At 43.8% G+C, this 22,026-nt stretch carries 15 protein-coding genes; 11 read left to right on the top strand and 4 right to left on the bottom strand.

The window, feature by feature from the left end; translation table 11 throughout:
- Positions 1-3: 3 nt before the first annotated feature.
- The 11 genes from G9Q97_RS05170 (at position 4) to G9Q97_RS05120 (ending at position 16,318) form a co-directional block, all read left to right on the top strand.
- Positions 4-1,500, top strand: coding sequence for a RagB/SusD family nutrient uptake outer membrane protein (locus G9Q97_RS05170; protein WP_166143831.1), 1,497 nt, complete (start codon positions 4-6; stop codon positions 1,498-1,500).
- A gap of 55 nt (positions 1,501-1,555) precedes the next feature.
- Positions 1,556-2,494 (top strand): dihydrodipicolinate synthase family protein, encoded by a 939-nt coding sequence (locus tag G9Q97_RS05165; protein ID WP_166143829.1) that lies wholly within the window; start codon positions 1,556-1,558, stop codon positions 2,492-2,494.
- A gap of 1 nt (position 2,495) precedes the next feature.
- Positions 2,496-5,201 carry a sodium:solute symporter family transporter gene (locus G9Q97_RS05160; protein ID WP_166143828.1) on the top strand — a complete coding sequence of 902 codons (2,706 nt, stop codon included), beginning with the start codon at positions 2,496-2,498 and terminating at the stop codon, positions 5,199-5,201.
- 83 nt (positions 5,202-5,284) lie between these two features.
- Positions 5,285-6,799 (top strand): sialidase family protein, encoded by a 1,515-nt coding sequence (locus G9Q97_RS05155; RefSeq protein ID WP_246255431.1) that lies wholly within the window; start codon positions 5,285-5,287, stop codon positions 6,797-6,799.
- 490 nt (positions 6,800-7,289) lie between these two features.
- Positions 7,290-8,387 carry a PAS domain-containing sensor histidine kinase gene (locus tag G9Q97_RS05150; protein WP_246255429.1) on the top strand — a complete coding sequence of 366 codons (1,098 nt, stop codon included), beginning with the start codon at positions 7,290-7,292 and terminating at the stop codon, positions 8,385-8,387.
- 271 nt (positions 8,388-8,658) lie between these two features.
- Positions 8,659-10,008 carry an NAD(P)/FAD-dependent oxidoreductase gene (locus G9Q97_RS05145; protein WP_166143826.1) on the top strand — a complete coding sequence of 450 codons (1,350 nt, stop codon included), beginning with the start codon at positions 8,659-8,661 and terminating at the stop codon, positions 10,006-10,008.
- Positions 10,009-10,140: 132 nt separating this feature from the next.
- Entirely contained in the window at positions 10,141-11,685 is a 1,545-nt protein-coding gene (locus G9Q97_RS05140) for a 4Fe-4S binding protein (RefSeq protein WP_166143824.1), read from the top strand.
- Between the two features lie 2 nt (positions 11,686-11,687).
- Positions 11,688-13,160 carry a cellulose synthase family protein gene (locus tag G9Q97_RS05135; protein WP_166143823.1) on the top strand — a complete coding sequence of 491 codons (1,473 nt, stop codon included), beginning with the start codon at positions 11,688-11,690 and terminating at the stop codon, positions 13,158-13,160.
- 136 nt (positions 13,161-13,296) lie between these two features.
- The gene (locus G9Q97_RS05130) at positions 13,297-14,016 is read left to right on the top strand and encodes a glycosyltransferase family 2 protein (RefSeq protein ID WP_166143821.1); all 720 of its coding nucleotides are present in this window, start codon (positions 13,297-13,299) and stop codon (positions 14,014-14,016) included.
- 77 nt (positions 14,017-14,093) lie between these two features.
- Positions 14,094-14,981, top strand: coding sequence for a hypothetical protein (locus tag G9Q97_RS05125; RefSeq protein ID WP_166143819.1), 888 nt, complete (start codon positions 14,094-14,096; stop codon positions 14,979-14,981).
- 11 nt (positions 14,982-14,992) lie between these two features.
- Positions 14,993-16,318: a carotene biosynthesis protein gene (locus G9Q97_RS05120; protein WP_246255426.1), complete on the top strand. Its 1,326-nt coding sequence runs from the start codon at positions 14,993-14,995 to the stop codon at positions 16,316-16,318.
- Between the two features lie 61 nt (positions 16,319-16,379).
- On the opposite strand, the gene G9Q97_RS05115 is transcribed toward G9Q97_RS05120, so the two are convergent.
- The 4 genes from G9Q97_RS05115 to nirB form a co-directional block, all read right to left on the bottom strand.
- Positions 16,380-17,060 carry a response regulator transcription factor gene (locus G9Q97_RS05115; RefSeq protein WP_166143817.1) on the bottom strand — a complete coding sequence of 227 codons (681 nt, stop codon included), beginning with the start codon at positions 17,058-17,060 and terminating at the stop codon, positions 16,380-16,382.
- 18 nt (positions 17,061-17,078) lie between these two features.
- Positions 17,079-18,896 (bottom strand): sensor histidine kinase, encoded by a 1,818-nt coding sequence (locus tag G9Q97_RS05110; RefSeq protein ID WP_166143815.1) that lies wholly within the window; start codon positions 18,894-18,896, stop codon positions 17,079-17,081.
- A gap of 140 nt (positions 18,897-19,036) precedes the next feature.
- Positions 19,037-19,414, bottom strand: coding sequence for a nitrite reductase small subunit NirD (gene nirD / locus G9Q97_RS05105; RefSeq protein ID WP_166143812.1), 378 nt, complete (start codon positions 19,412-19,414; stop codon positions 19,037-19,039).
- 47 nt (positions 19,415-19,461) lie between these two features.
- Positions 19,462-21,960 (bottom strand): nitrite reductase large subunit NirB, encoded by a 2,499-nt coding sequence (gene nirB / locus G9Q97_RS05100; RefSeq protein WP_166143810.1) that lies wholly within the window; start codon positions 21,958-21,960, stop codon positions 19,462-19,464.
- Between the last annotated feature and the right edge of the window lie 66 nt (positions 21,961-22,026).

Raw genomic sequence — 22,026 nt, 5'->3', positions numbered from 1 at the left:
ACAATGAAAAATTACATTAACAAATATATATTCAGGGGACTTATTGCAGGTGCGGTGCTATTGGGCTCCTCCTGTACAGATTACCTGGAACTGGAACCGGTGAGTACGATTACAACAGCCGGATTTTGGGTAAATGAAGACAATGCCAATGGAGCTTTACAGGGCATGTACGTTCGTTTTAGGGACCAGGCAGCGTATAACCTTTTTATTTTAGGGGAAGCAAGATCGGAGACACTCAGTTATGGTTTGCAGGCATCTGAGGGAAGGGAAAGGTATTTTGAAAATTCCCTTGACCCTAATTTTTCTGGTCCAAACTGGTTGAGGTTATATACCGTCATTCACGATGCGAACCTGATCCTTAAATATGTGCCGGATATAGCATTTGCGAGAGAACAGGATAAAAACAAGATGCTTGGAGAGGCTTATGCCATGAGGGCTTTTCTCTATTTTACCATGGCCAAAACCTGGGGAGCAGTGCCCCTGGTAACTGATCCAACAGAAGGGTACGATGCAGAAAGCACCTTCCGTTCCAGAACAGGAGTGGATGAAATTTTTGCCCAGATTAAATCCGATATTGACCGGGCCCTGGAACTTCTGCCCGCTGATACCCTGGGATCCGGCCGGGCAGTATGGTCAGCACCGGCCGTAAATACCCTGAAAGGTGATGTGTACCTGTGGACAGGAAAGGTACTCGATGGAGGAGCAGCTGATTTTCAAACGGCGCTTACGGCACTTAATGAGGTGGCAGGACTGCCAGAACTCGGCCTGATGGAAAATTATGATGATATTTTCCGCTATGATCAGAAAGGCAATCAGGAAGTATTGTTTGCTGTCAGGTTTCTGGATTTGGAAAGCGGGACCAATTACAACAATGAACTTTACATCAGGGATGACCAAATTCCTTCCGGAACACCGGATAATATCAGGGAAACAATTGGTGCAGGTGGAGGATTGAACCGCTGGGCCCCATCTCCGCTTCTCAGGGAAGCTTTTGAGGAGAATGACCAAAGAAAAGATGCCAGTTTTGTTTCAATATTTCTAAATTCCGGGGATGGAGCCGAAGAACACTATGCTTCCGTGGTCCGCAAATACAGGGGATTTGTGGATCCCTCCGGCAGAAGGTTTATTGATGATATAGTCGTTTACCGCTTTGCAGAAGTATTACTTTTAATGGCAGAAGCAAAAAATGCCTTGGGGCAGGATCCATCTGCTGAAATCAACCAGATAAGGCTGCGAGCTTATGGGGATCAGTTTTCTGCTTTTGAATACAGCGATTCTGGCCAGGAAGCCAATGATGAAGCCATCCTTCAGGAAAGAATGTTGGAATTGGCCTTTGAAGGGAAACGTTGGTTTGATTTGGTGAGGTTTGACAAGGCATTTGAAAGGGTACCCTCTTTACAAAGCAGAAGTAATGAGCGTCACCTTTTGCTTTGGCCGATTTCTCTGGGAACCATTAGTTTAAATTCTAAAATTGAGCAAAATCCAGGTTACGGGAATTAACAGAAACTTATTGGGGTCATGGATAGGGCATGGCCCCATTTAAAAAAAAGCTATTATGAAAATTAATAAAATTGAAGGATTAATTGCTGCCACATTTGCGCCATACGATGAACATGGTAAAATCAATCCCTTGATCGTCTCTTCCTATGCCAGTTCCCTTAAAGCCAATGGAGTTAATGGTGTTTTTATCAATGGAACGACCGGGGAGGGGGCATCACTAAGTTTGGAAGAAAAACAGGTATTGATGGAAGCCTGGGTGAAGGAGCAAAATGAAGGATTCAAAGTCATTGCCATGCTGGGGGGAAGCAATCAAAACGAATCCATAAAACTGGGGAAACAGGCAGCCGGGCTGGGCTTATATGGAGTAGCTGTCACCGCTCCCTATTATTTCAGACCCGGAAATGTGGAGCAATTGGTGGACTACATGCAGCCCATTGCTGCTGCTTCGCCCGGATTGCCTTTTTACTTCTACCATATTCCCTTACTTACCAAAGTGGAGCTCCCCATAATTGGATTGCTGGAAACTGTTGCAGATAAAATTCCCAATTTTGCAGGCATCAAATATACCCACCATAACTTGATGGAGTTTAACCAATGTCTGCGATTCAAAAACCGTAAATATGATGTACTTTGGGGATGGGATGAAACCTTTTTGGCTGGACTGGCCATGGGAGCGAAGGGAGCAGTAGGAAGCACCTATAATTTCGCATCCCCACTGTACCTGGAAATAAAGCAAGCTTTTGCATCCGGAAACATGGAACGGGCGCTGAACTTGCAGGAAAAATCCATTGACTTCATTCAATTATATGGGAAATTTGGCGGACCTGCAGCAGGAAAAGCCATTTTGAAACTTTGTGGAATAGATTGCGGTAATTTCAGGGCACCGGTTGATTCTTTGGCCCCGGCAAAACAAGAAGAATTAAAGAAAAAATTGCTGGATATGTCCTTTTTTGATTTTTCTATTAATAATCATCGCAAATCATGGAAGTCCTGACATGGTAAAGGTACTTAAATTCCTTTTTTTTGGCTTGGTATTCTTTTCATTCCTCATAAACGCTTCATTGGCTCAGCAAAAGCCTAAGATTTATGGTGATTATGAATGGGAACAGTTAGCAACCTTGCCGGCTCCTGATGGGGAAGGCGCTTCCCTGGGCTATGCCGGGATGTATGCAGGCACCCATAATGGGGCATTGATACTGGCTGGTGGGGCCAACTTTCCGGCTGAAAAACCATGGAAGGGTGGAAAGAAAAAATTCTGGAATAAGATTCATGTCCTTATAAAGGATCAGTCCGAGGTAAAATGGGTGGAGGGTATAGCGCCTAGCATGTCTGAGAGCATGGCCTATGGAGCATCAGTGAGCACGCCGGGAGGTGTTTTCTGTTTAGGTGGAGAAAATGAGGATGGCTACCAAAGCAGCACCTGGTGGATTTCCTGGAATGAAAGCATGCAGGAAGTAACCGTAAATGACGGCTTGCCGCTTCCTATGCCACTTTCCAATGCCTCCGCAGTATACCATGAGGGATTCGTGTATCTGGTAGGTGGCGAGAATGAACAGGTATGGAACAAGTTCTACCGGCTGAATATCAATGATCCGGGAGCTAATTGGGAATCTTTACCGCCTCTTCCTGGACCTGAAAGGTCACATGCCATGATGGCTATCCAACACGACGGCAAAGAGCAAAGGATTTATCTGGCAGGTGGAAGGAGAAAGGAAGCAGGTGCTCCTACTGTTTTTTTCGGCGATTTGTTTTCCTTTTCATTTAACAATATGCGGTGGGAAAGCCATGGAAGCATAGAAGACGGAGCGGGAAATAAAATCCCCCTGGCTGCAGGAACTGCAGCTCCTTTTGGATCTGGTCACATCCTGTTATTTGGTGGAGATGAGGGAAAGATATACCAGGAATTGGAACAAATTGCCCTGTCTTTGACTGAACCTTCTCTGAACAGTTCGGATTCTCTGGAATTAGTAGATGAAAGAGAAAATCTATTGGATTCCCATCCTGGTTTTAGCAGGCGGGTTCTGGCCTATCACGCGGTGACCAAAACCTGGTCGAGGTTGGCCGACCTTCCATTTAAAGCCCCTGTAACTACCCCTTCCGTATTCTGGGAAGGAACCCTAGTACTACCATCCGGAGAGGTTAGTCCCGGCGTCAGAACACCAGGTATTCAGAGTATGGTGGTTTCCAAAAAGGAAGGTTTCGGCTGGTTGAACTATTCGGTTTTGGGGCTTTACCTGGGTGTTTTGGTTGTCATGGGATTTGTTATTTCCAAAAAACAGGCATCCGTTTCCGATTTTTTCAAGGCAGGGGGAAGGGTACCCTGGTGGGCGGCCGGCATCAGCGTATTTGGTACCCAGCTCAGTGCGATTACCTTTATGGCCATTCCCTCCAAAACCTTTGCTACAGACTGGACCCTGTTTTGGTTACTAATGACCATCATCATGGTTTCCCCTATCATTATTTTCTGGTTTTTGCCATTTTTCAGAAGGCTCAACCTCACATCTGCTTATGAATACCTGGAAATGAGGTTCGATAAAACCGTCCGGCTTCTGGGAAGCTTGATTTACATGGCCTTGCAATTGGGACGGTTGGGAATTGTATTGTTGTTGCCTTCCCTTGCCTTAGCTGTAATTACAGATATAGATGTCATGACCTGTATACTTTTAATGGGTGTATTGAGTATTTTATATACTGTGCTGGGAGGTATTGAAGCAGTCATTTGGACAGACGTTATTCAAGTGGTGGTATTGTTGGGAGGAGCCTTGGTATGTTTGGTTTTAATGGTATTTAGTATCGATCTGAGCTGGGGAGAGCTGGCCGCGTTCATAAAGGAAGATCAAAAAATGAGGCTATTTGATACGCAGCTTGATTTTACGGGTACGGCAATCTGGGTCATTTTATGGGGTGGGTTGGCTTCAAATATCGTTCAGTACGGCAGTGATCAAACTGTCATACAAAGATACCTGACCACCAAAGATGAGGCCTCTGCTTCCAAAAGCATTGTGACAGGAGCCCTGATGGCTTTGCCTTCGGCTTTGATTTTCTTTTCCATAGGGACAGCATTGTACTTGTTTTACCTGACTCATCCCCAGGAGTTATCTCCGGTAATGACCAATACGGATAGTATTTTTCCCTGGTACATTGTTACCCAATTGCCCAATGGGGTGTCAGGCTTGCTGATAGCTGCCGTATTTGCGGCCGCAATGTCCAGTCTGGATAGCAGCATGAATTCAGTGGCCACCGTGGTGACTACTGACTTTTACCATAAGATTTTTCCCAACGACAGTAAAGGAAAACATACGCTTACCTTTGCGAGAACCGTTACGGTTTTCGTCGGAGTATTGGGGACAGGATTTGCTTTGCTGATGGCCACTATGGGGATTCCTTCTCTCTGGGACCAGTTCAACATGCTGATTGGCCTCTTTGCCGGTGGTTTGGGAGGGATTTTCCTCATAGGCATTCTCTCTTCCAGTACCAATGCCAGAGGAGCACTGATTGGTCTTTTGGGAAGTGCCCTAATACAGGTTTTGGTAAAAACCCAAACGGCTTTAAGTATCCACCTGTATGCATTTACCGGTTTGGTTAGTGCCATGTTATTGGCTTACCTGGCCAGTAAATGGTTTCCCAGACCATCCAAAGAAAAACTTACCGGACTTACTCTCAAAACTATGGGTAAAAGAATAAACAAAGAATTGGTTTGAAATGATAAAGCAAAAAATAGCTCATGCCAGAAAATGACTTTGTCAGGCCATGACAAGAATTACGAACTTAAAATAATTGAAATATGAAAATGATCAACATGTACTTACTGGTTTTTTTACTGCTAAGCTGTACCCGGGAAAAAGATTGGCCTGTTTCTGAAGATTTGATCTGGCAACAGGTATATGTTCCGGTGATTGCCGGAAAGGCCACTACCATAGGCCGTTTGGAAATGAAATTGAAAGCCGAGCAAAGTTTTGAGGGTATGGGTTTGGACATAGCGTCCGGCATTAAAATAGAGGATCTTTCACTTTATAAAAATGAGAGTGAACAGAAGAAATTGATAGGATCATTTACCTTTAGGGATGATCAATGGCTGTATGAGGAGCCAATTGACTTGTCGGCAGGTGATCACTTCTTTGAAATAGCCATAACCGTGAATAAAGCCGCAGATCTTAAAGAGAAGATGGATGTACAGGTAGCTTTTGTGGAGCTGGAAGGGGAAAAAGCGAAGCCATCGGGTCAGGAAAACCTGGATTCCTACCGCCTGGCAAAATCCCTTAGAAACAAGGGGGACGATGGGGTGCATACCTACAGGATTCCCGGAATGGCAACCAGCAAAGCCGGAACGCTGCTGGCTGTTTATGATGTACGCCGGGAACAGGGCTCAGATTTGCAAGGAGATATTGATGTGGGTTTGAGCAGAAGTACCGATGGTGGGCAAAATTGGGAACCCATGAAAATCATCATGGATATGGGAGAATGGGGAGGCCTGCCCCAGGATCAAAACGGTATTGGAGACCCTGCCATATTGGTCGATCAGGAGACAGGTACAATCTGGGTAGTGGCTTTGTGGTTGCATGGAAAGCCAAATACGGCAGCCTGGAACAGCTCCGGCCCCGGACTAAAGCCCGAAGAAACAGGTCAGTTGATGTTGGTGAGGTCTGACGATGACGGCAGATCCTGGTCTGAACCTGTCAATATCACCGAACCTATGAAAGACCCGTCCTGGCAGCTCTTTTTCAATGGTCCAGGTAAAGGCATTACCATGAGAGACGGAACACTTGTCTTCGCTGCCCAATTTAAGGATGCTGAAAAAATGCCCTATAGCACGATTATTTACAGTAAAGACAGGGGCAAATCCTGGAAAGTAGGAACAGGAGCCAAATCCAATACTACGGAAGCTCAGGTAGTGGAATTGTCGGATGGAAGTTTGATGTTGAACATGAGGGACAACCGGGGAGGTGCCCGTTCTGTGGCCGTAACCAATGACCTGGGCAAAACCTGGGAGACCCATTCCAGTAGCAGGTCAGCCCTTATAGAACCAGTATGCATGGCTAGCATTATTCAAAATAACGATGTTTTATTTTTCTCCAATCCCGCATCAACGGAGGCCAGGCAGGACATTACCATCAAAACCAGTTTAGACCAGGGCGGCAGCTGGCCGGAAGAAATGCAGCTGCTGTTGGACCAGGGAAGGAGTGCAGGGTATTCCTGCCTGACCATGATTGACGATAAGCACCTTGGTATAATTTATGAAAGTAGTCAGGTGCAGTTGGCTTTTCAGGTCATAGCGGTGGAGGATTTGATACAAGAGTAAAGCGGATTTTATTAATTGGAATTTTTTCCCATCTGTTTAGGAATATTACCTAAGCAGGTGGGAATTTTGGTTTAAGGTTTCATCTGTTTATGATTTGATTTTTAGCGGTCATAACTTGCCCCGATTTATCGGGATGGAATCTCGCAATCAAAATCTTCCCCCTGTGTGACGTTCTCGTCATGCCTGCCTGCCTCGGGCAGGCTCGATTTCAGGAGATCTTTTTAGTCATACCTCTGGAGAAAAAAATACCCAGACATTTTTACCGAAATGTTTTTTTTTATGTATCAAAAGCATATTTTTTTATTTGTAAAATTACAGTCCGGATTTTGTGTAAAACAAGGCGTTTTTGGCTCAGTAATTGTTAAATATGTATTAAACGAAAGATAAATTTGAAATTGACTTCAAGTCCAAAAGCCCTTTAAACAAAGTTCCTGTAGAGATTTGTTCTCAATTATTAAGGCTTTTTTAAGCAATTTCATTGAAAGAATAAATGATGTTAGAAAATTCAGCGAAAATTTTGGATGGTTCTGAAAATGATTTGGATTTGTTTTTTAAGATGTCTCCCGACTTGCTTTGCATAACAGGTTTTGATGGGTATTTCAAACAGGTAAACCCTTCATTTCAAAAATTAATGGGTTATACTCAGGAGGAACTATTGTATCGCCCCATAAACTCCTTTCTTTATGGAGAAGACGAAGACATTACTACAAAAATTGGTGCGAAAATAAATGATGGAGATAACGCATTACGAAATCATGAAAACCGCTACCTCACCAAAAAAGGTGAAAAAATATGGCTTTCCTGGAATTTCTTTCCGTTGCCTGAGAAGGGTTTGATTTATGGAATTGCTAAAAATGTGACCTACAAAAAGGAGATCGAGTCACATAAAAATGATCTGATCAGAAAACTTACGGAAACAAACGACAAGCTCAGACAACTTACTTTTACAGCTTCGCATGACCTTAGAGCTCCTGTAAATAATATTCTCGCCATTTTCAAATTAATGGATCCGGGCAAGATAAAGGATAATGAAACATCTGAGTTGATCGACCTTCTTAAATTATCAACAGAGGGTCTAAAAACCAGGCTGGATAATTTGCTAGAGAATTTGAAGCAGGACGATGTAATGCAGGTCAAGGTTGAAATGCTCCGGCTAAAGGAGGTATTTAACAGGTCCGTTACGTCCATTCAATCTATGGTGGAAAACTCGGGTGCGGTGATTTTATCTGACTTTTCCCAATTGCCGGAAATTCCTTTCAACAGAACCTATCTGGATAGTATTTTTCTAAACCTGATATCCAACTCCATTAAATACTGTCGGCCAGACATTAAGCCACTGGTTGAAATCCGTTCATACGAAAAAGATGGCCGGGCACATCTTGAATTTGCAGATAATGGTTTAGGCTTCAACTTAAACATGGTGGAGAAGGACATCTTTGGATTTGACCAGAAATTTCACCACCATAAAGATAGTCATGGAATCGGCCTTTATTTGGTAAACAAACAGGTTACAGCTTTGGGTGGAAAAATTGAAATCAAAAGCAAGCCAAACAGGGGGGCGAAGTTTATTATCTCATTCAAAGGGTAAAGCCTCTGAGGCATTACTTTCAGGCTTTTACTTGAGTATGGGATATTTTTACCTCAAAAAGGGTTGTAAGAAAGACAGATTTAAACGGCCTGTTCCACCCCAATTCCCAATAATTCAGAATTGTTCCAAAAGCAAACTTTTTAATTTTTTAAATCCTGATTTTTTTCATCAACTTGTCAGGAAAATGTAATCCTTTCGTCCGATAGGATGATTTAGCTGATGCTGAAAGCCATATATTTTAAAATTGACCGGATTTTGAGAAATTGCGAAAATGAGTGAAAATAATATTGTAATCCTGGGCAACGGAATTTCAGGAGTGACCTGTGCCAGGCATATCCGGAAAAACGATCCAAATATCCCGATAACCATAGTTTCCGCCGAGACCAGGCATTTTTTTTCAAGGACTGCCCTGATGTATATCTACATGGGGCACATGAAATATGAGCATACCAAACCCTATGCGGATGACTTTTGGGAAAAAAATGATATCAAACTACTATTTGGATGGGTAAAAGCAATTGATTTTTCAACTCAGGAACTGAATTTTGAGGATGGAGAGGTATTGGGCTATAAGCAATTGGTATTGGCTACCGGATCTAAACCCAATATGTTCGGCTGGCCAGGCCAGGATTTAAATGGAGTCCAGGGCTTGTACAGTTACCAGGACCTGTTGAATATGGAGAAAAACACTCAGGATATCCAGCATGCTGTACTTGTAGGGGGAGGATTGATTGGTGTGGAAATGGCAGAAATGCTGGCTTCCAGAAAAATACCCGTCACTTTTTTGGTTAGGGAAAAGGGTTTTTGGGACAACATACTTCCAAAGGAAGAAGCTGCATTGGTGGGACGGCATATTCGCGAACACCATATTGACCTTAAGCTGGATACAGAATTGAAGGAAATCATAGGGGATGAAAAAGGGCAGGTGAAGGCAGTCAAAACCTCCAACGGTGAAATCATCAACTGTCAGTTTGTGGGCTTGACTGCAGGTGTAAGCCCTAATATAGCGCTTTTTAAAAATAGTGATTTAAACACCAATCGCGGTATCCTTGTAGATGATCAGTTCCGAACCAACCTTCCCAATGTTTATGCCATAGGGGACTGTGCGGAATTCAAAAAGCCGCCAGGGAAGGACCGCAAAAATATTGAACAGGTTTGGTATACAGGGCGTATGCATGGAGAAACCCTGGCCCATAACCTTACCCGCGAAAAAAAAGTGGGTTATACGCCTGGCATTTGGTTCAATTCAGCCAAGTTTTTTGATATCGAATACCAAACTTACGGCCATGTCCCTCCAAGCTGGGAAAATCCTATCAGGACATTTTATTGGGAGGGCGAATCAGGAAAGGTGGCCTTGAGGTTTTTATTTGATCAGGAAGACAGGATTTTGGGAATGAATGCCTTTGGCTGGAGAATGAGACATGAATTCTTTGACCGGGCCATAAAAGAAGGCTGGAAAGCAGACCGGGTAATCGGGCAGTTGGATAAGGCCAATTTTAACCCGGAATTTCACAAGAAGTTTTATAAGCAACTGCTTGACAAATATAACGGTGAAAATAGCACCTCCATTCCTTTGCCCAGGCGGTCATTTATTCAAAAGTTAATGGGTTCAAGGTCATGAAACCTAACATGAGGAGAACGTCAAACGGTGGGGTACCCCCCAATAGCTATCGGAGAACCACGGGGGATTTTCCCGAAAAAGATTGGACCTTAGGTAGGACGTAATTTAAGGTCTTTTATAAATAATAAACGCATGAAATTACTTCAAAATTTAGGCCTGGTTCTATTCATCATTGGACTGCTGGTGTTTACGGGAATCCCCTTTTCCGGGTCTTATCAATTGGACAGGAAAATGGTTCTGGATCATACCAAGGAAATGCACCAGGATGCCATGGTGGAGGTATTGGAACCCATGTATGAGAATACCTACGCTTCCAATTTTTCCTTTATCAAAGATTTTAACGACTTATTCAATGCCTACAATGAAGGATTAAAAGAAGAGCAAGCCTGGGATAAAGTGATTTGGGATGATTATGCATTTCCATTGACCAAAGCGGCTTCCAATGGTCCGGTAGAAGATGCTCCCTTATTGTTCCTGGCATTATCCATAGGCCTGGCAGTTATGGGAGGTTTATTATATGCCATACCTTTATATAGGAACAAACCGGCTGGGATCAAGCATGACGGGATTTATTTTTCTTCCATGAAAGCCAGGGGTTGGCTGGGCATCATCACTGGCACATATCTGATCGTTTTCTATATTATTTTGTACTGGTATCCTGAATACCTGACCAATTTGGTGATCATGGTGGATCCATTAAGTATTTTGCTTTCAGGAGGCCCCGCCAGCCAGTGGTTTTTGTATGGACTGATTTATACCCTGGCAATATTGGTAATGGGAGTAAGGATGTTCAGAAAATACAAGGGGAATAATTACCAAACCATCCGGACTGCTTCGGTGATGTTTTTTCAATTGGCCTTTGCCTTTCTGATTCCTGAGATTCTGGTGCTGTTTAACATGCCCTGGCATGATTTCAAAAACATCTGGCCATTGGATTATTCTTTCTTTTATGAGTACCGCATAGAGGGTATGGTAAGTTCAGGGGCCCTGGGCATGTTTATGCTGATTTGGGGCATTATCCTGATTGTAATAGGAGTGCCGGCTTTTACCTATTTTTATGGCAAGCGCTGGTACTGCAGTTGGGTCTGTGGTTGTGGGGGGTTGGCTGAAACGGTAGGGGACCCATACCGGCAGCTTTCCGATAAATCCCTAAAAGCCTGGCAGGTGGAAAGGTATCTGGTTCACGGAGTGCTGGTGCTTGCCGTTGTTATGACCGCTGTGACCATTACTAATTATTTTATGGAATTTGGTCTGTTGGAACAGGCCACAAATCAGTTTCATTCCCTCTATGGTTTTGCCATTGGATCGGCTTTTGCAGGAGTGATAGGTACGGGATTTTATCCCTTTATGGGGAACCGGGTGTGGTGCAGGTTTGGTTGTCCTTTAGCAGCCTACCTGGGATTGGTGCAACGCTTCAAATCAAGGTTCAGGATCACTACCAACGGCGGGCAATGCATATCTTGTGGCAATTGCTCGACTTATTGCGAAATGGGGATTGACGTTCGATGGTATGCCCAAAGGGGACAAAATATTGTGCGTTCATCCTGTGTAGGCTGTGGGGTGTGCTCGGCTGTGTGCCCCAGGGGAGTGCTCAAATTGGAAAATGGGCAGGAAGCTGGTAGAATCAATGACATGCCGATCATCATTGGTAATGAATCGATTAAAGTAAAGTCATAAAAATGTGGATATATTTGTTTTTGGGGATATATGGTTTGTCCATGTGTTTCATTCTGTGTTACAGCCTGGCACAGGCCAATCTTTTGTGGCACTTTTTTCGGTTTAAAAGAAACCTGACTCCTGCAGCCAGTGCTTCTGATACCAATTTGCCTGCCGTGACCATTCAATTGCCTGTTTACAATGAAAAATACGTGGTCAAAAGATTGATAGCAGCAATGGCCAGAATGGATTATCCGGCAGATAAATTGGAAATTCAGATTTTGGATGACAGCACGGATGAAACTTGTTCCATCATCAGGGAACTGCTTCAAAATTTTCCCAAAACCAATTTTAAATACCTACATAGAAAGGAAAGAACAGGCTTTAAAGCGGGAGCTCTACGTGAAGGGCTCGAAAAAGCATCGGGGGAATTGATTGCTATTTTTGACGCTGATTTCATTCCTGATGATCAGTTTCTTTTGAAAACCGTACCTCATTTTAGCGATTCCAGAATAGGGATGGTTCAGTCCAGATGGGGACATTTGAATGAAAATTACTCCTTATTTACCAGGCTGCAGGCCTTTGCGCTGGATGCACATTTCATGGTGGAGCAGATGGGGAGAAATGCGCAGCAGGCTTTTATTAATTTTAACGGTACGGGTGGCATCTGGCGAAAAGAGTGTATTATCGATGCGGGCAATTGGCAGGAAGATACGCTGACGGAGGACCTGGACCTGAGTTACCGGGCACAGCAAAGGGGATGGAAATTTTTATACCGTCCTGATGTAGTATCTCCTGCAGAATTGCCTCCGGTGATGTCAGCCATTAAATCCCAACAATTCCGTTGGACAAAGGGTGGGGCAGAATGTGCTGTAAAACACCTCAAGCAGGTGCTGAAAGGGCCATTTAGCTTCAAAGTAAAAATGCACGCAGCGGCCCACTTGTTGAATTCCATGATATTTATTGCGGTATTGCTGGTTGGTCTTAGCAGCATTCCGGTCTGGTGGGGATTTTACCAGGGGCTGATACCCCTTCTTTACTTCAAGGCAGCGGCCTTATTTCTATTGAGTTTTATCATCATCGCTTTGGTTTATTTTTTCGCCAATCTTTCCCTGGCCAATTATTCCAGGAAAGGATTACTGCGTTATTTGTGGGAGTTGCCGGTTTTTCTTTCCGTTTCCATGGGGCTTTCCGTACATAACGGACAGGCCGTTTGGGAGGGCCTGACTGGTAAAAAATCACCCTTTATCCGTACCCCCAAATACAACCTGGATGAAAAGCGCGGGGCCTGGGTCAGCAATGTATATCACCAGTTGAAAGTTCCCGCAGGTACTTATGTGGAAGCAATTTTGGCTTTGTTATTCCTTGTTCTCGTAGGGCTTTCTCTTTATACCGCCACCTACGAAATGCTGCTTTTTCATGCCATGCTGGCTTTGGGCTTTGGAATGGTAAGTGTGGCCTCTTTTAGAAGTTACCGTATAAAGGCAGGCAAATAAACCGAAGAAATAGTTAGCAAGTCATGAAAAATCGTACAGCAATACGTTCAGCCTTTTTCATAGCGTATTGAGCATGCGCCTGTTTCCCTTTGCCCGATTTCCAGGTATAGTAATTGAAGACATTAATAAAAAATAAATGACAACCCTTAGTAGTGAACCCTTTACCTTTTCCGGGCAACGAATAGACGTACTCATCCCAGCTTTCAACGAAGAGAATGCCGTAGGAAAAGTAATCGCAGAAATTCCTGCTTTTGTCAGACATATAGTGGTGGTCAACAACAACTCCAATGACAACACCCGCAAAGTGGCCTCTCAGGCAGGTGCGATTGTACTGGATGAGCCGCAAAAAGGATACGGAAAGGCCTGTCTTACAGGCATGGAATACCTTTCTAACCTACAAGAGCCTCCTGAAATCCTTGTTTTTTTAGATGCGGATTACAGTGATTTTCCGGAAGAAATGGAGGGCTTAGTTCAACCTATTCGGGATGGAAATATAGATATGGTCATCGGCTCCCGGGCCAGGGGGAAAAAGGAAAAAGGGTCCATGACCTTTCCCCAGGTTTTTGGAAATTGGCTGGCAACCTGGCTGATGCGAAAAATGTTTGCGGCCGAATTTTCAGATTTGGGTCCCTTCAGGGCTATCCGATGGGATAAGTTAATGCAGTTGCACATGGAGGATCAAAACTTTGGCTGGACCATTGAGATGCAAATCAAAGCGGTAAAAATGGGATTGCGCTATACGGAGGTTCCTGTTAATTACAGGCAAAGGATAGGCGTCTCCAAAGTTAGCGGTACAGTAAAAGGTGTTGTAGGAGCGGGATACAAAATCTTGTGGACCCTGTGGAAATACAGATAAGGTATTCCGGGGAAGTCCTGTAGGACAATGGGTAAAATCTCGTTTTTTTCTTTAAATTGACATTAAATTGAAATATCATGAATAAAGGTTTACTGTTGTTTTCTTTGATTTTTATAGTGCTGTCTTGTGCCAGGCCTGAACGGGAGAAAGTAGATTTTGAGGCTTGGGGCGAATATTGGTTTCAGGGACAGGCTGAGATCAGTAGTTTTAACCTGACCCAATACCGTTATGGTGAACCCAGGGAAGGTGAGGCAGTTTTGATTTTTGTGACAGAAGATTTTTCCAGAAGCAAGCAGGTAAAATTGGACGATCCCGCAACCGCCGGGAGAGATAAACTTTCGGTTATCAAAATGAACCAGACAAGAGATTTTATCACCGGAATTTACCCTTACCACATGATGCTGTCTGCATTTACACCCACCAGGGAGGCCATGCAGGGAGTGAAATTTACGGCTTCCTCCCAGGAATGGTGTGGACAATCCTTTACGCAAATCAACCTGAATAGTGGGGAATCCTATTCTGGAGAATTATTTTCCTATTTTGAAAAAGAAGGAGATAAAAGCTTTTCCCTCACGGGAATGGCGGAGGATGATTTGTGGAACCTGATCAGGATAAATCCCAACCAAATCCCCACCGGAAGTGTACAAATGTGGCCCTCCCTGATTTACCAACGATTCACCCATGGGGAATTTGTTGCAGAAGAGGCATTTATCCGGTTGACAGATAAAAGCAATAACCTAAGGCAATTGGAGGTGACATATAGTTCCGGGAAACGGGAACTGAAAATAGATTTCGAAAAAGAATTCCCCTATCCGATTGTGGCCTGGGAAGAAACCCATACCCTGGATAACGGTGAAAAAGAAGTTACCCAAGCTACAAGGAAAGGAATGAAGGTGATTGATTATTGGAACAGAAACGCCCTGGAAGACGAATTTTTACGGGATGAATTAAAATTAAATCCATAAATACCACCTTTTTGAAAGTTGCACTTTGTTTGATAGGGATTTCCGTTGGTTTGTTGGGAATGGGATATTGGGTTCCCAGAACAGCTTTTCCGGAATTGTTGGGCCTATATGGAATAGCATTCCTGGCTTACCTGTATCTGGTTGGCATTCATAAAAAAAGTGGACTTTCACCCTACCTTGTATTGCTTTTGGCCCTCAGTCTGCGCTTGTTGCTGCTGGGAGCTATGCCCGGTCTTTCAGATGATTTTTATCGCTACCTGTTCGATGGACAGCTTTTGTTACGGGGAATCAACCCCTATCTTGAGCTACCTGTTTTGGTCAAAGACATTCCTGAAAACGCCTACTGGAGCACTTTATTGGAAAACATGAATTCACAGGAGTATTATTCCCTTTATCCTCCGCTGCACCAGTTTTTTTTCGGGTTGGCAGCCCTGGCAGGTGAAAATATTTTCCTTAATGTTCTGGTTTTAAGGTTTTGTCTACTATTCGTGGAGGGTATCAATTTGTGGTTGATGCAAAAATTGCTTTTTCTATGGCGTTTGCCTGCTCACCAGCTTTCCTGGTATGCATTTAATCCCCTGGTAATTATGGAATTGACAGGGAATCTTCATTTTGAAGGGATTGTTTTGACCGGTTTGTTATTAACTGTTTATTTTCACAGCAGAAATAAACCCCTGGCAACGGGACTTAGTTGGGCCTGGGCCATAGGGGTAAAGTTAAATCCCTTTATCCTGGCACCTGTATGGATACGCTTTTGGGACAGTAAAAATTTCTGGAAATTTACTTTGGCGGCTGCCGCTTTTGTGCTTCTCTTCCTAAGTCCTATTGTGTTGCTGGACGGGGCCCGGAACTTCTACCAAAGTTTTCGCCTGTACCAAAGTACGTTTGAGTTTAATGCCTCCATTTATTACCTGATCAGGGAGATTTCTTCATTTTTTGTAGACTATAACCCCATTGCTCATGTCGGACCAGCCCTGCAGGTCCTTGCAGGCATAAGCTTATTCGGAATGGGTTTATACCAGAGAACCTTTACCAAGGAAGCATTGGTTTCGAAAATGGTATGGATGTACCTGGTTTTTCTACTGCTGCAAACCACTGTTCATCCCTGGTATTTAATACCTGCTTTAGGCCTCAGTGTGTTGACCCTTAACCGGAGTTTTGTGGTATGGACCGGATTGGTTTTCTTGTCTTACCATGCTTATTCCCGGCCCGGTTTTGAAGAGAATTTATGGCTGATCACCTTTGAATACGTTTTCCTTGCCCTTGCGCTATTGGTTATTGGGTACCGCTATTACCAAAACCAGCGAAGCCTTAGCACAGGTGTTTCCAGGGATTGATGTTGGTGCTGCAGCCATATCCGGGCTTGAAGGGAGATAGGCATTAACAGCCAGGACAGCTTCAGGCATTTTCAATATGATCTTTTAATCCCGGCTCTTCCTCAATTTTTTTGAGTAATTCTACCACATTGTTGACCTTGAGTTTTTTCATGATATTAAACCTGTGGGTTTCTATGGTTCGGATACTTTTACCCAATTGTTGCGCGATTTCTTTGTTTCCTATTCCCTCAGCGATCATTTTAAGTATTTGTTTTTCGCGTTTGGTAATATCGTAATGTTTAACCGATCCCATGGGTTGGATGATTTTTCTGTCGCGGACATTCAGGTAGCTATTGACCAAAACCTGGCTGATGTCTCCGCTGAAATACTTTCCACCCTGATGAATGGTGTTGATGGCTTTTAAAAATTCATCCTTGCTGGTGTCTTTGAGCAGGTAACCGGAAGCTCCACTTTCTATGGATTGCAGGATATAATCTTCATCATCATGCATGGAAAGGATCAGGGTTCTGGTGGGTCCCGCTTTTTTGGAAAGTATTTTTGTAGCTTCCAGACCATTCATGACAGGCATGCGGATGTCAATGATGAGCAGGTCAGGCTTTAGTTTTTCTACAGCAAATAGTGCTTCTTCTCCATTGGATGCTTCTCCGACTACAGTTACTTTGCCTTCATTTTCCAACAAATTTTTGATGCCATTTCGTACCACCACATGATCATCTGCCAATACTACTTTTATTTTTTCCATATTTTCATTACCTATCGTTTAATCCAAAGGCACACTTATATTGATACTGGTGCCTTTACCTGGTTCAGTTCTTATTTCACACTGGCCATTGATGAAATTGGCCCTTTCACGGATATTAAATAAGCCATGGCCGGATGCTGAAAAATGGCCCTTTTCTTCCAACTTTTTGATATCAAAGCCCCTTCCATCATCTGCAATCTCCAAATGCAGGGTTTGTGAATTGTGGGAAAGGGTAATTTTCACCTCTTTGGCTGCTGCATACTTAATGGCATTGTTTACGGCTTCCTGACAAATCCGGTAAAGGTTGTTCTCTATTGTTCCCTCCAACCGGCTCAAAAAGCCTGTTTTATTCTCAAAAGTGACTTCCAGATCTGAAATTTTGCTGATCTCCCGGGCAAATTTATTCAACACGGGAACAATCCCATAATCTGAGAGGGCACTTGGGGTAAGGTTAAAAGAAATTCTGCGAACTTCCCTAATGATGCTTTTGAGCAGGTCTTTCGCCGTTTGGAGCTTATCTTTTTCGAAGTCTGAACTTACAGAATGTATGCCTTCCAGGTTAAACTTCATACCGGAAAGCAATTGTCCTATCCCATCGTGCATGTCCCTGGAGATCCTCTTTCTCTCCTCTTCCTGCCCTTCCAGTATCAGTGCGGATCTGAATTGCTGTTCTTTTACTTTTTGTTCAATTTTTTCCCTGTTGATTTCCCTGGAAATGGCCTCGGCTTCCTTTTTCTCTGTTTCATCGGTGCTGACCATGAGTATTTTGTCTGTTTGTCCGATTTCATTTTGTGTAGGAATCAAATTTACTTTTAACCAGACAAAATCTCCGGTTTCATTGACTACTTTGATTTCTCCATTCCATGATTCACCATTATGAACCATTGTTTTGATGTTTTGCAGGTATTCGGCATTGTACCCCTGATCCTGCAACCAGGCAAAAAGATTTATGGGACGGTTAGTTTCAAATTCCATTAAGGATACGAATTGGTCGGAAAAATCTTCAAAATCGCCATCTGCCTGGCAACGGGCGTAAATGGTGAAATCTGCTACTTTTACATCCACTTCGAGCAGGTCCTGATAGGCCTGTTCCAGGGAACTATACAAGGCACTCAGCTGCAGGGTCATCTTTTTGGATTTTTGCTCTGACCGGAGTAGCTTTTTAAATGTTTGACCAATGGTTTTGGCGGAAGGGATGAAAACGAAAAATATTTCAAAAAGAATCACACCCAATGAAATCACCAATAAGAATATTTCAATATTTCTCAGGTTCATTACTTTGGATTTGGCTTCATCATCGTACTGGAACACAATCGCGTCCATGCCTTTGAGGAAGGCCGATTCCCGGCTAATGATGCTGCGGATATCTTTTCGAATGCTGTCTGTCGGTAGTTTAATATCCTGTCGAAGTTTTCTGACAATATTTGAAGCAGCTACAGCCATAAGCTGCTGGTCTTGTTCTATGTCCCGGAAAAGTCTTTCAATGCTTTTGCTGTTTCTACCCTTAATCCCTAAAGTATCATTGCCATTTTGTAAGGCATTGTGGGTTTCTACCCATTCCTTCAGAGCCAGATCAAGTTCTTCCAATATATCTTTCTTATCTGAGGGAGCGCTGCTTTGGCTCAGTAACAGGACACATTTACTGATCCTTTGACTCAGCATCCGTTGTCTTCCGGAGAGATTCACCACACGAGAGTCATTCTTTTGTTCACTGATGAATTTCTGAACCAGCACCTGACTGACGATGATGCTGATGGCAATGGCACATAGGGCCACCAGGTAATACCTGCCCAGCTTTTCAAATGTGGGTTTTTCTGCGATTTTTTTACTTTCCATGCTGCATTAACTGCTTAAAATTACGTAAAAACACTTAAAATTCCCATCTAGTAGGATGAAAGGGAAAATAAAAAAGCAGGGACTGTATACCAATCCCTGCCCAATAGAAAAAAGCCCTCAGGCTAATTGGTTATTTCAGGTTAATTCTCAAAACCTACATATACATATCCATCCTCCACTTTTATGGGGTATGTTGCAATGTCGCAGGTATCTCCATTCAGGTTTTTTCCCGATTTCAGGGAAAAGGTTTTTTTATGAAAGGGGCAGGCTACTTTAGGTTCGTCTCCCTGCGAGCCAATCATTCCGCGGGACAAAGCCATTTGCATTTTATGGGGACAAAGGTTCTGGCAGGCATACCATTCGTTTCTTCTGCTAAAATTGTAAATGGCTATCTGTAAGTCCTTGTATTTGATACAGGCACCTCCGTTTTCAGGCAGGGCACTTACCGGGGCGGCTTTAAACCAGGTAGTGATTTTAGAAGTATCAGCCGTTTTGTATTTTTCCAGTTTGGTCGACATATTTTTCAAATTTTTTAAGAATTGAGTTTTGACAGTTAAAATCCGTATCAAGTCCAGGAAGCAGGGATTTTTTGACCCCGCATTTCTTTAAAACCAATGGAAGGGTCTCCCTGCTCATCGTTGACAAAATGCTTGAATTTAGCCCTGAGTTCTGGGTTATTGACTACTTCTTTCCATTCGCAGGCATAGGTTTGGATCATAAATTCCATTTCTTTTTCCAATACCTCACCAATCCCCAGGGAATCGTTCACCACTACATCCCGCAGATATTCTATGCCACCCTCCATTTTATTGAGCCAGGTGGCCGTCCGGTTCAATGGTTCGGCCGTTCGGATGTAAAACATCAGGAATCGGTCAATGTATCTCAAGACAGTTTCTGAATCCACATCGTTGATGAGAAGTTTGGCATGTTGTGGCTTGGATCCGCCATTGCCACAGACATATAGATTCCAGCCTTTTTCGGTGGCGATAAGACCAAAGTCTTTGCTTTGTGCCTCTGCACATTCGCGGATACAGCCGGATACGGCACCTTTTAATTTGTGCGGAGAGCGGAGACCGCGGTACCTTTCCTCCACCCGGATGGCGAAGGAAACGGCATCTTGTACCCCGTAGCGGCACCATGTTGATCCCACACAACTTTTTACCGTTCTCAGGGATTTACCATAAGCATGTCCACTTTCAAATCCGGCATCAATCAGCTCTTCCCAAATATCCGGAAGCTGGTCCACTCTCGCTCCAAACAAGTCTATCCGCTGCCCTCCCGTAACCTTGGTATATAGCCCGTATTTTTTGGCTACCTGGCCAATGACGATCAGCTTTTCGGGAGTGATTTCTCCACCCGGTATTCTAGGAACAACGGAATAGGTGCCGCCTTTTTGAATATTGGCCAGGTAGCGGTCATTGGTGTCTTGTATTGTGTCCTGTTTGGTGACCAGTTCATTCCAGGTGCTGGCAAGAATCGATGCCACTGCGGGTTTACAAATTTCACAGCCATCACCTTTTCCAAATTGGTCCAGGAGTTCATCATAGCTCCGGATACCTTTTATCTTTACCAAATCCAGAAGTTCCTGCCGCGAATAGTCAAAATGTTCACACAAGCTGTTTTTTACCTGCTTTCCCATTGCCTTAAGTTGGCTCTTGAGCAGATCATTTAACATGGGAGCACAGCCACCACAGCCAGTTCCGGCTTTGGTGCAGCACTTGATTTCATCTATATTGTACAGTCCCTCCTTTTCGATGAGCTGACAAATATCCCCTTTGGTCACATTTTCACAGGAGCATATTTGTGCCTCAGCAGGAAGGCTTTCCAGGCCTGCACTTTCGGGTGCTTTTCCTCCCCTGTTCCCCAGTATCAGATCCTCCGGATTGGGGGGCAGGGGCATCTTGTTTTGCGTCATCTGTAGCAGCATCCCATACGCTGTGGCATCCCCCACCAACACGCCGCCCAACAGGCGTTTGCCATCTTTTGAGACATTGATTCTTTTGTATACTCCGGAATTTTTGTTTTCATAAACGATGTTTTCTGAAGGTTCCAATTCACCAAAGGGATCACCAAAACTGGCCACATCCACGCCAATCAGTTTCAGCTTGGTAGACATGTCAAAACCCAGAAAAGGTTTGGATGCTTTTCCACATAGTTGGTTTACAACCTGGCTGGCCATTTCATAACCGGGGGCTACCAATCCATAGATCATGCTTTGATAAGAAGCCACTTCTCCAATGGCGAAAATGTCTTTGTCCTCTTTGGTTTGAAGGAATTCATTGACAATCACTCCTCCGCGGTCAGCGGTGGAAATTCCACAAGTTTTGGCCAGCTCATCCCGGGGTTCGATTCCTGCTGATATGACCAGCATGTCTACGGATAATCCGGATCCGTCTGCAAAATCCAGCCCGGTTAGCTTTCCGTTGCCATTGATTTGTCTTGTGTTTTTGCTCAGGTGAATGGTTATGCCCAAATCTTCCAGTTTTGACTTCAGAATTCCGGCCCCGGCATCATCCAATTGTCTGGGCATTAATCTGGGGGCAAATTCTATAACATGGGTTTCCAAGCCCATGTCCATTACCGCTTTGGCTGCTTCCAAACCCAGCAGACCGCCACCGATTACCGCCGCAGATTTGGCTTTTTTCCCAAAATCCATAATGGCATCGAGGTCCTCAATGGTCCTGTATACAAACACCCCTTTCTTTTCTACCCCATTGATGGCCGGGACAAATGCAGCCGAACCGGTGGCCAGTACCAGTTTGTCATAGTGCATAACTGTTCCGGTATGACTGACCACCCTTTTTTGTTCCCTATCAATTTCAATGATAAGTTCATTGGTACGCAGGTCAATTTCATTTTCCTGATACCAGGAACGGGGAGCCATACTCAGGTCATCCACTTTGGACCCGGAAAAATAGGCACTTAAATGAACCCTGTCATAGGCAGGCCATGGCTCTTCTCCAAATACGGTGATTTGGAAGTCTTCCTTTGAGGAGGCAGCTCTCAGTTTTTCACAAAACTTGTAACCTACCATTCCGTTTCCGATCACTATTATCCTTGTCATGCTAATTGTTTTATCGAATGAATGGGCTATTGCTTTTTCTAAGTAAGACAACTGAATCTTTCTGTT

The sequence above is a fragment of the Cyclobacterium plantarum genome (genome assembly GCF_011290685.1).
GTDB lineage: Bacteria > Bacteroidota > Bacteroidia > Cytophagales > Cyclobacteriaceae > Cyclobacterium > Cyclobacterium plantarum.
This window is presented reverse-complemented; position numbering and strand designations above follow the sequence as displayed.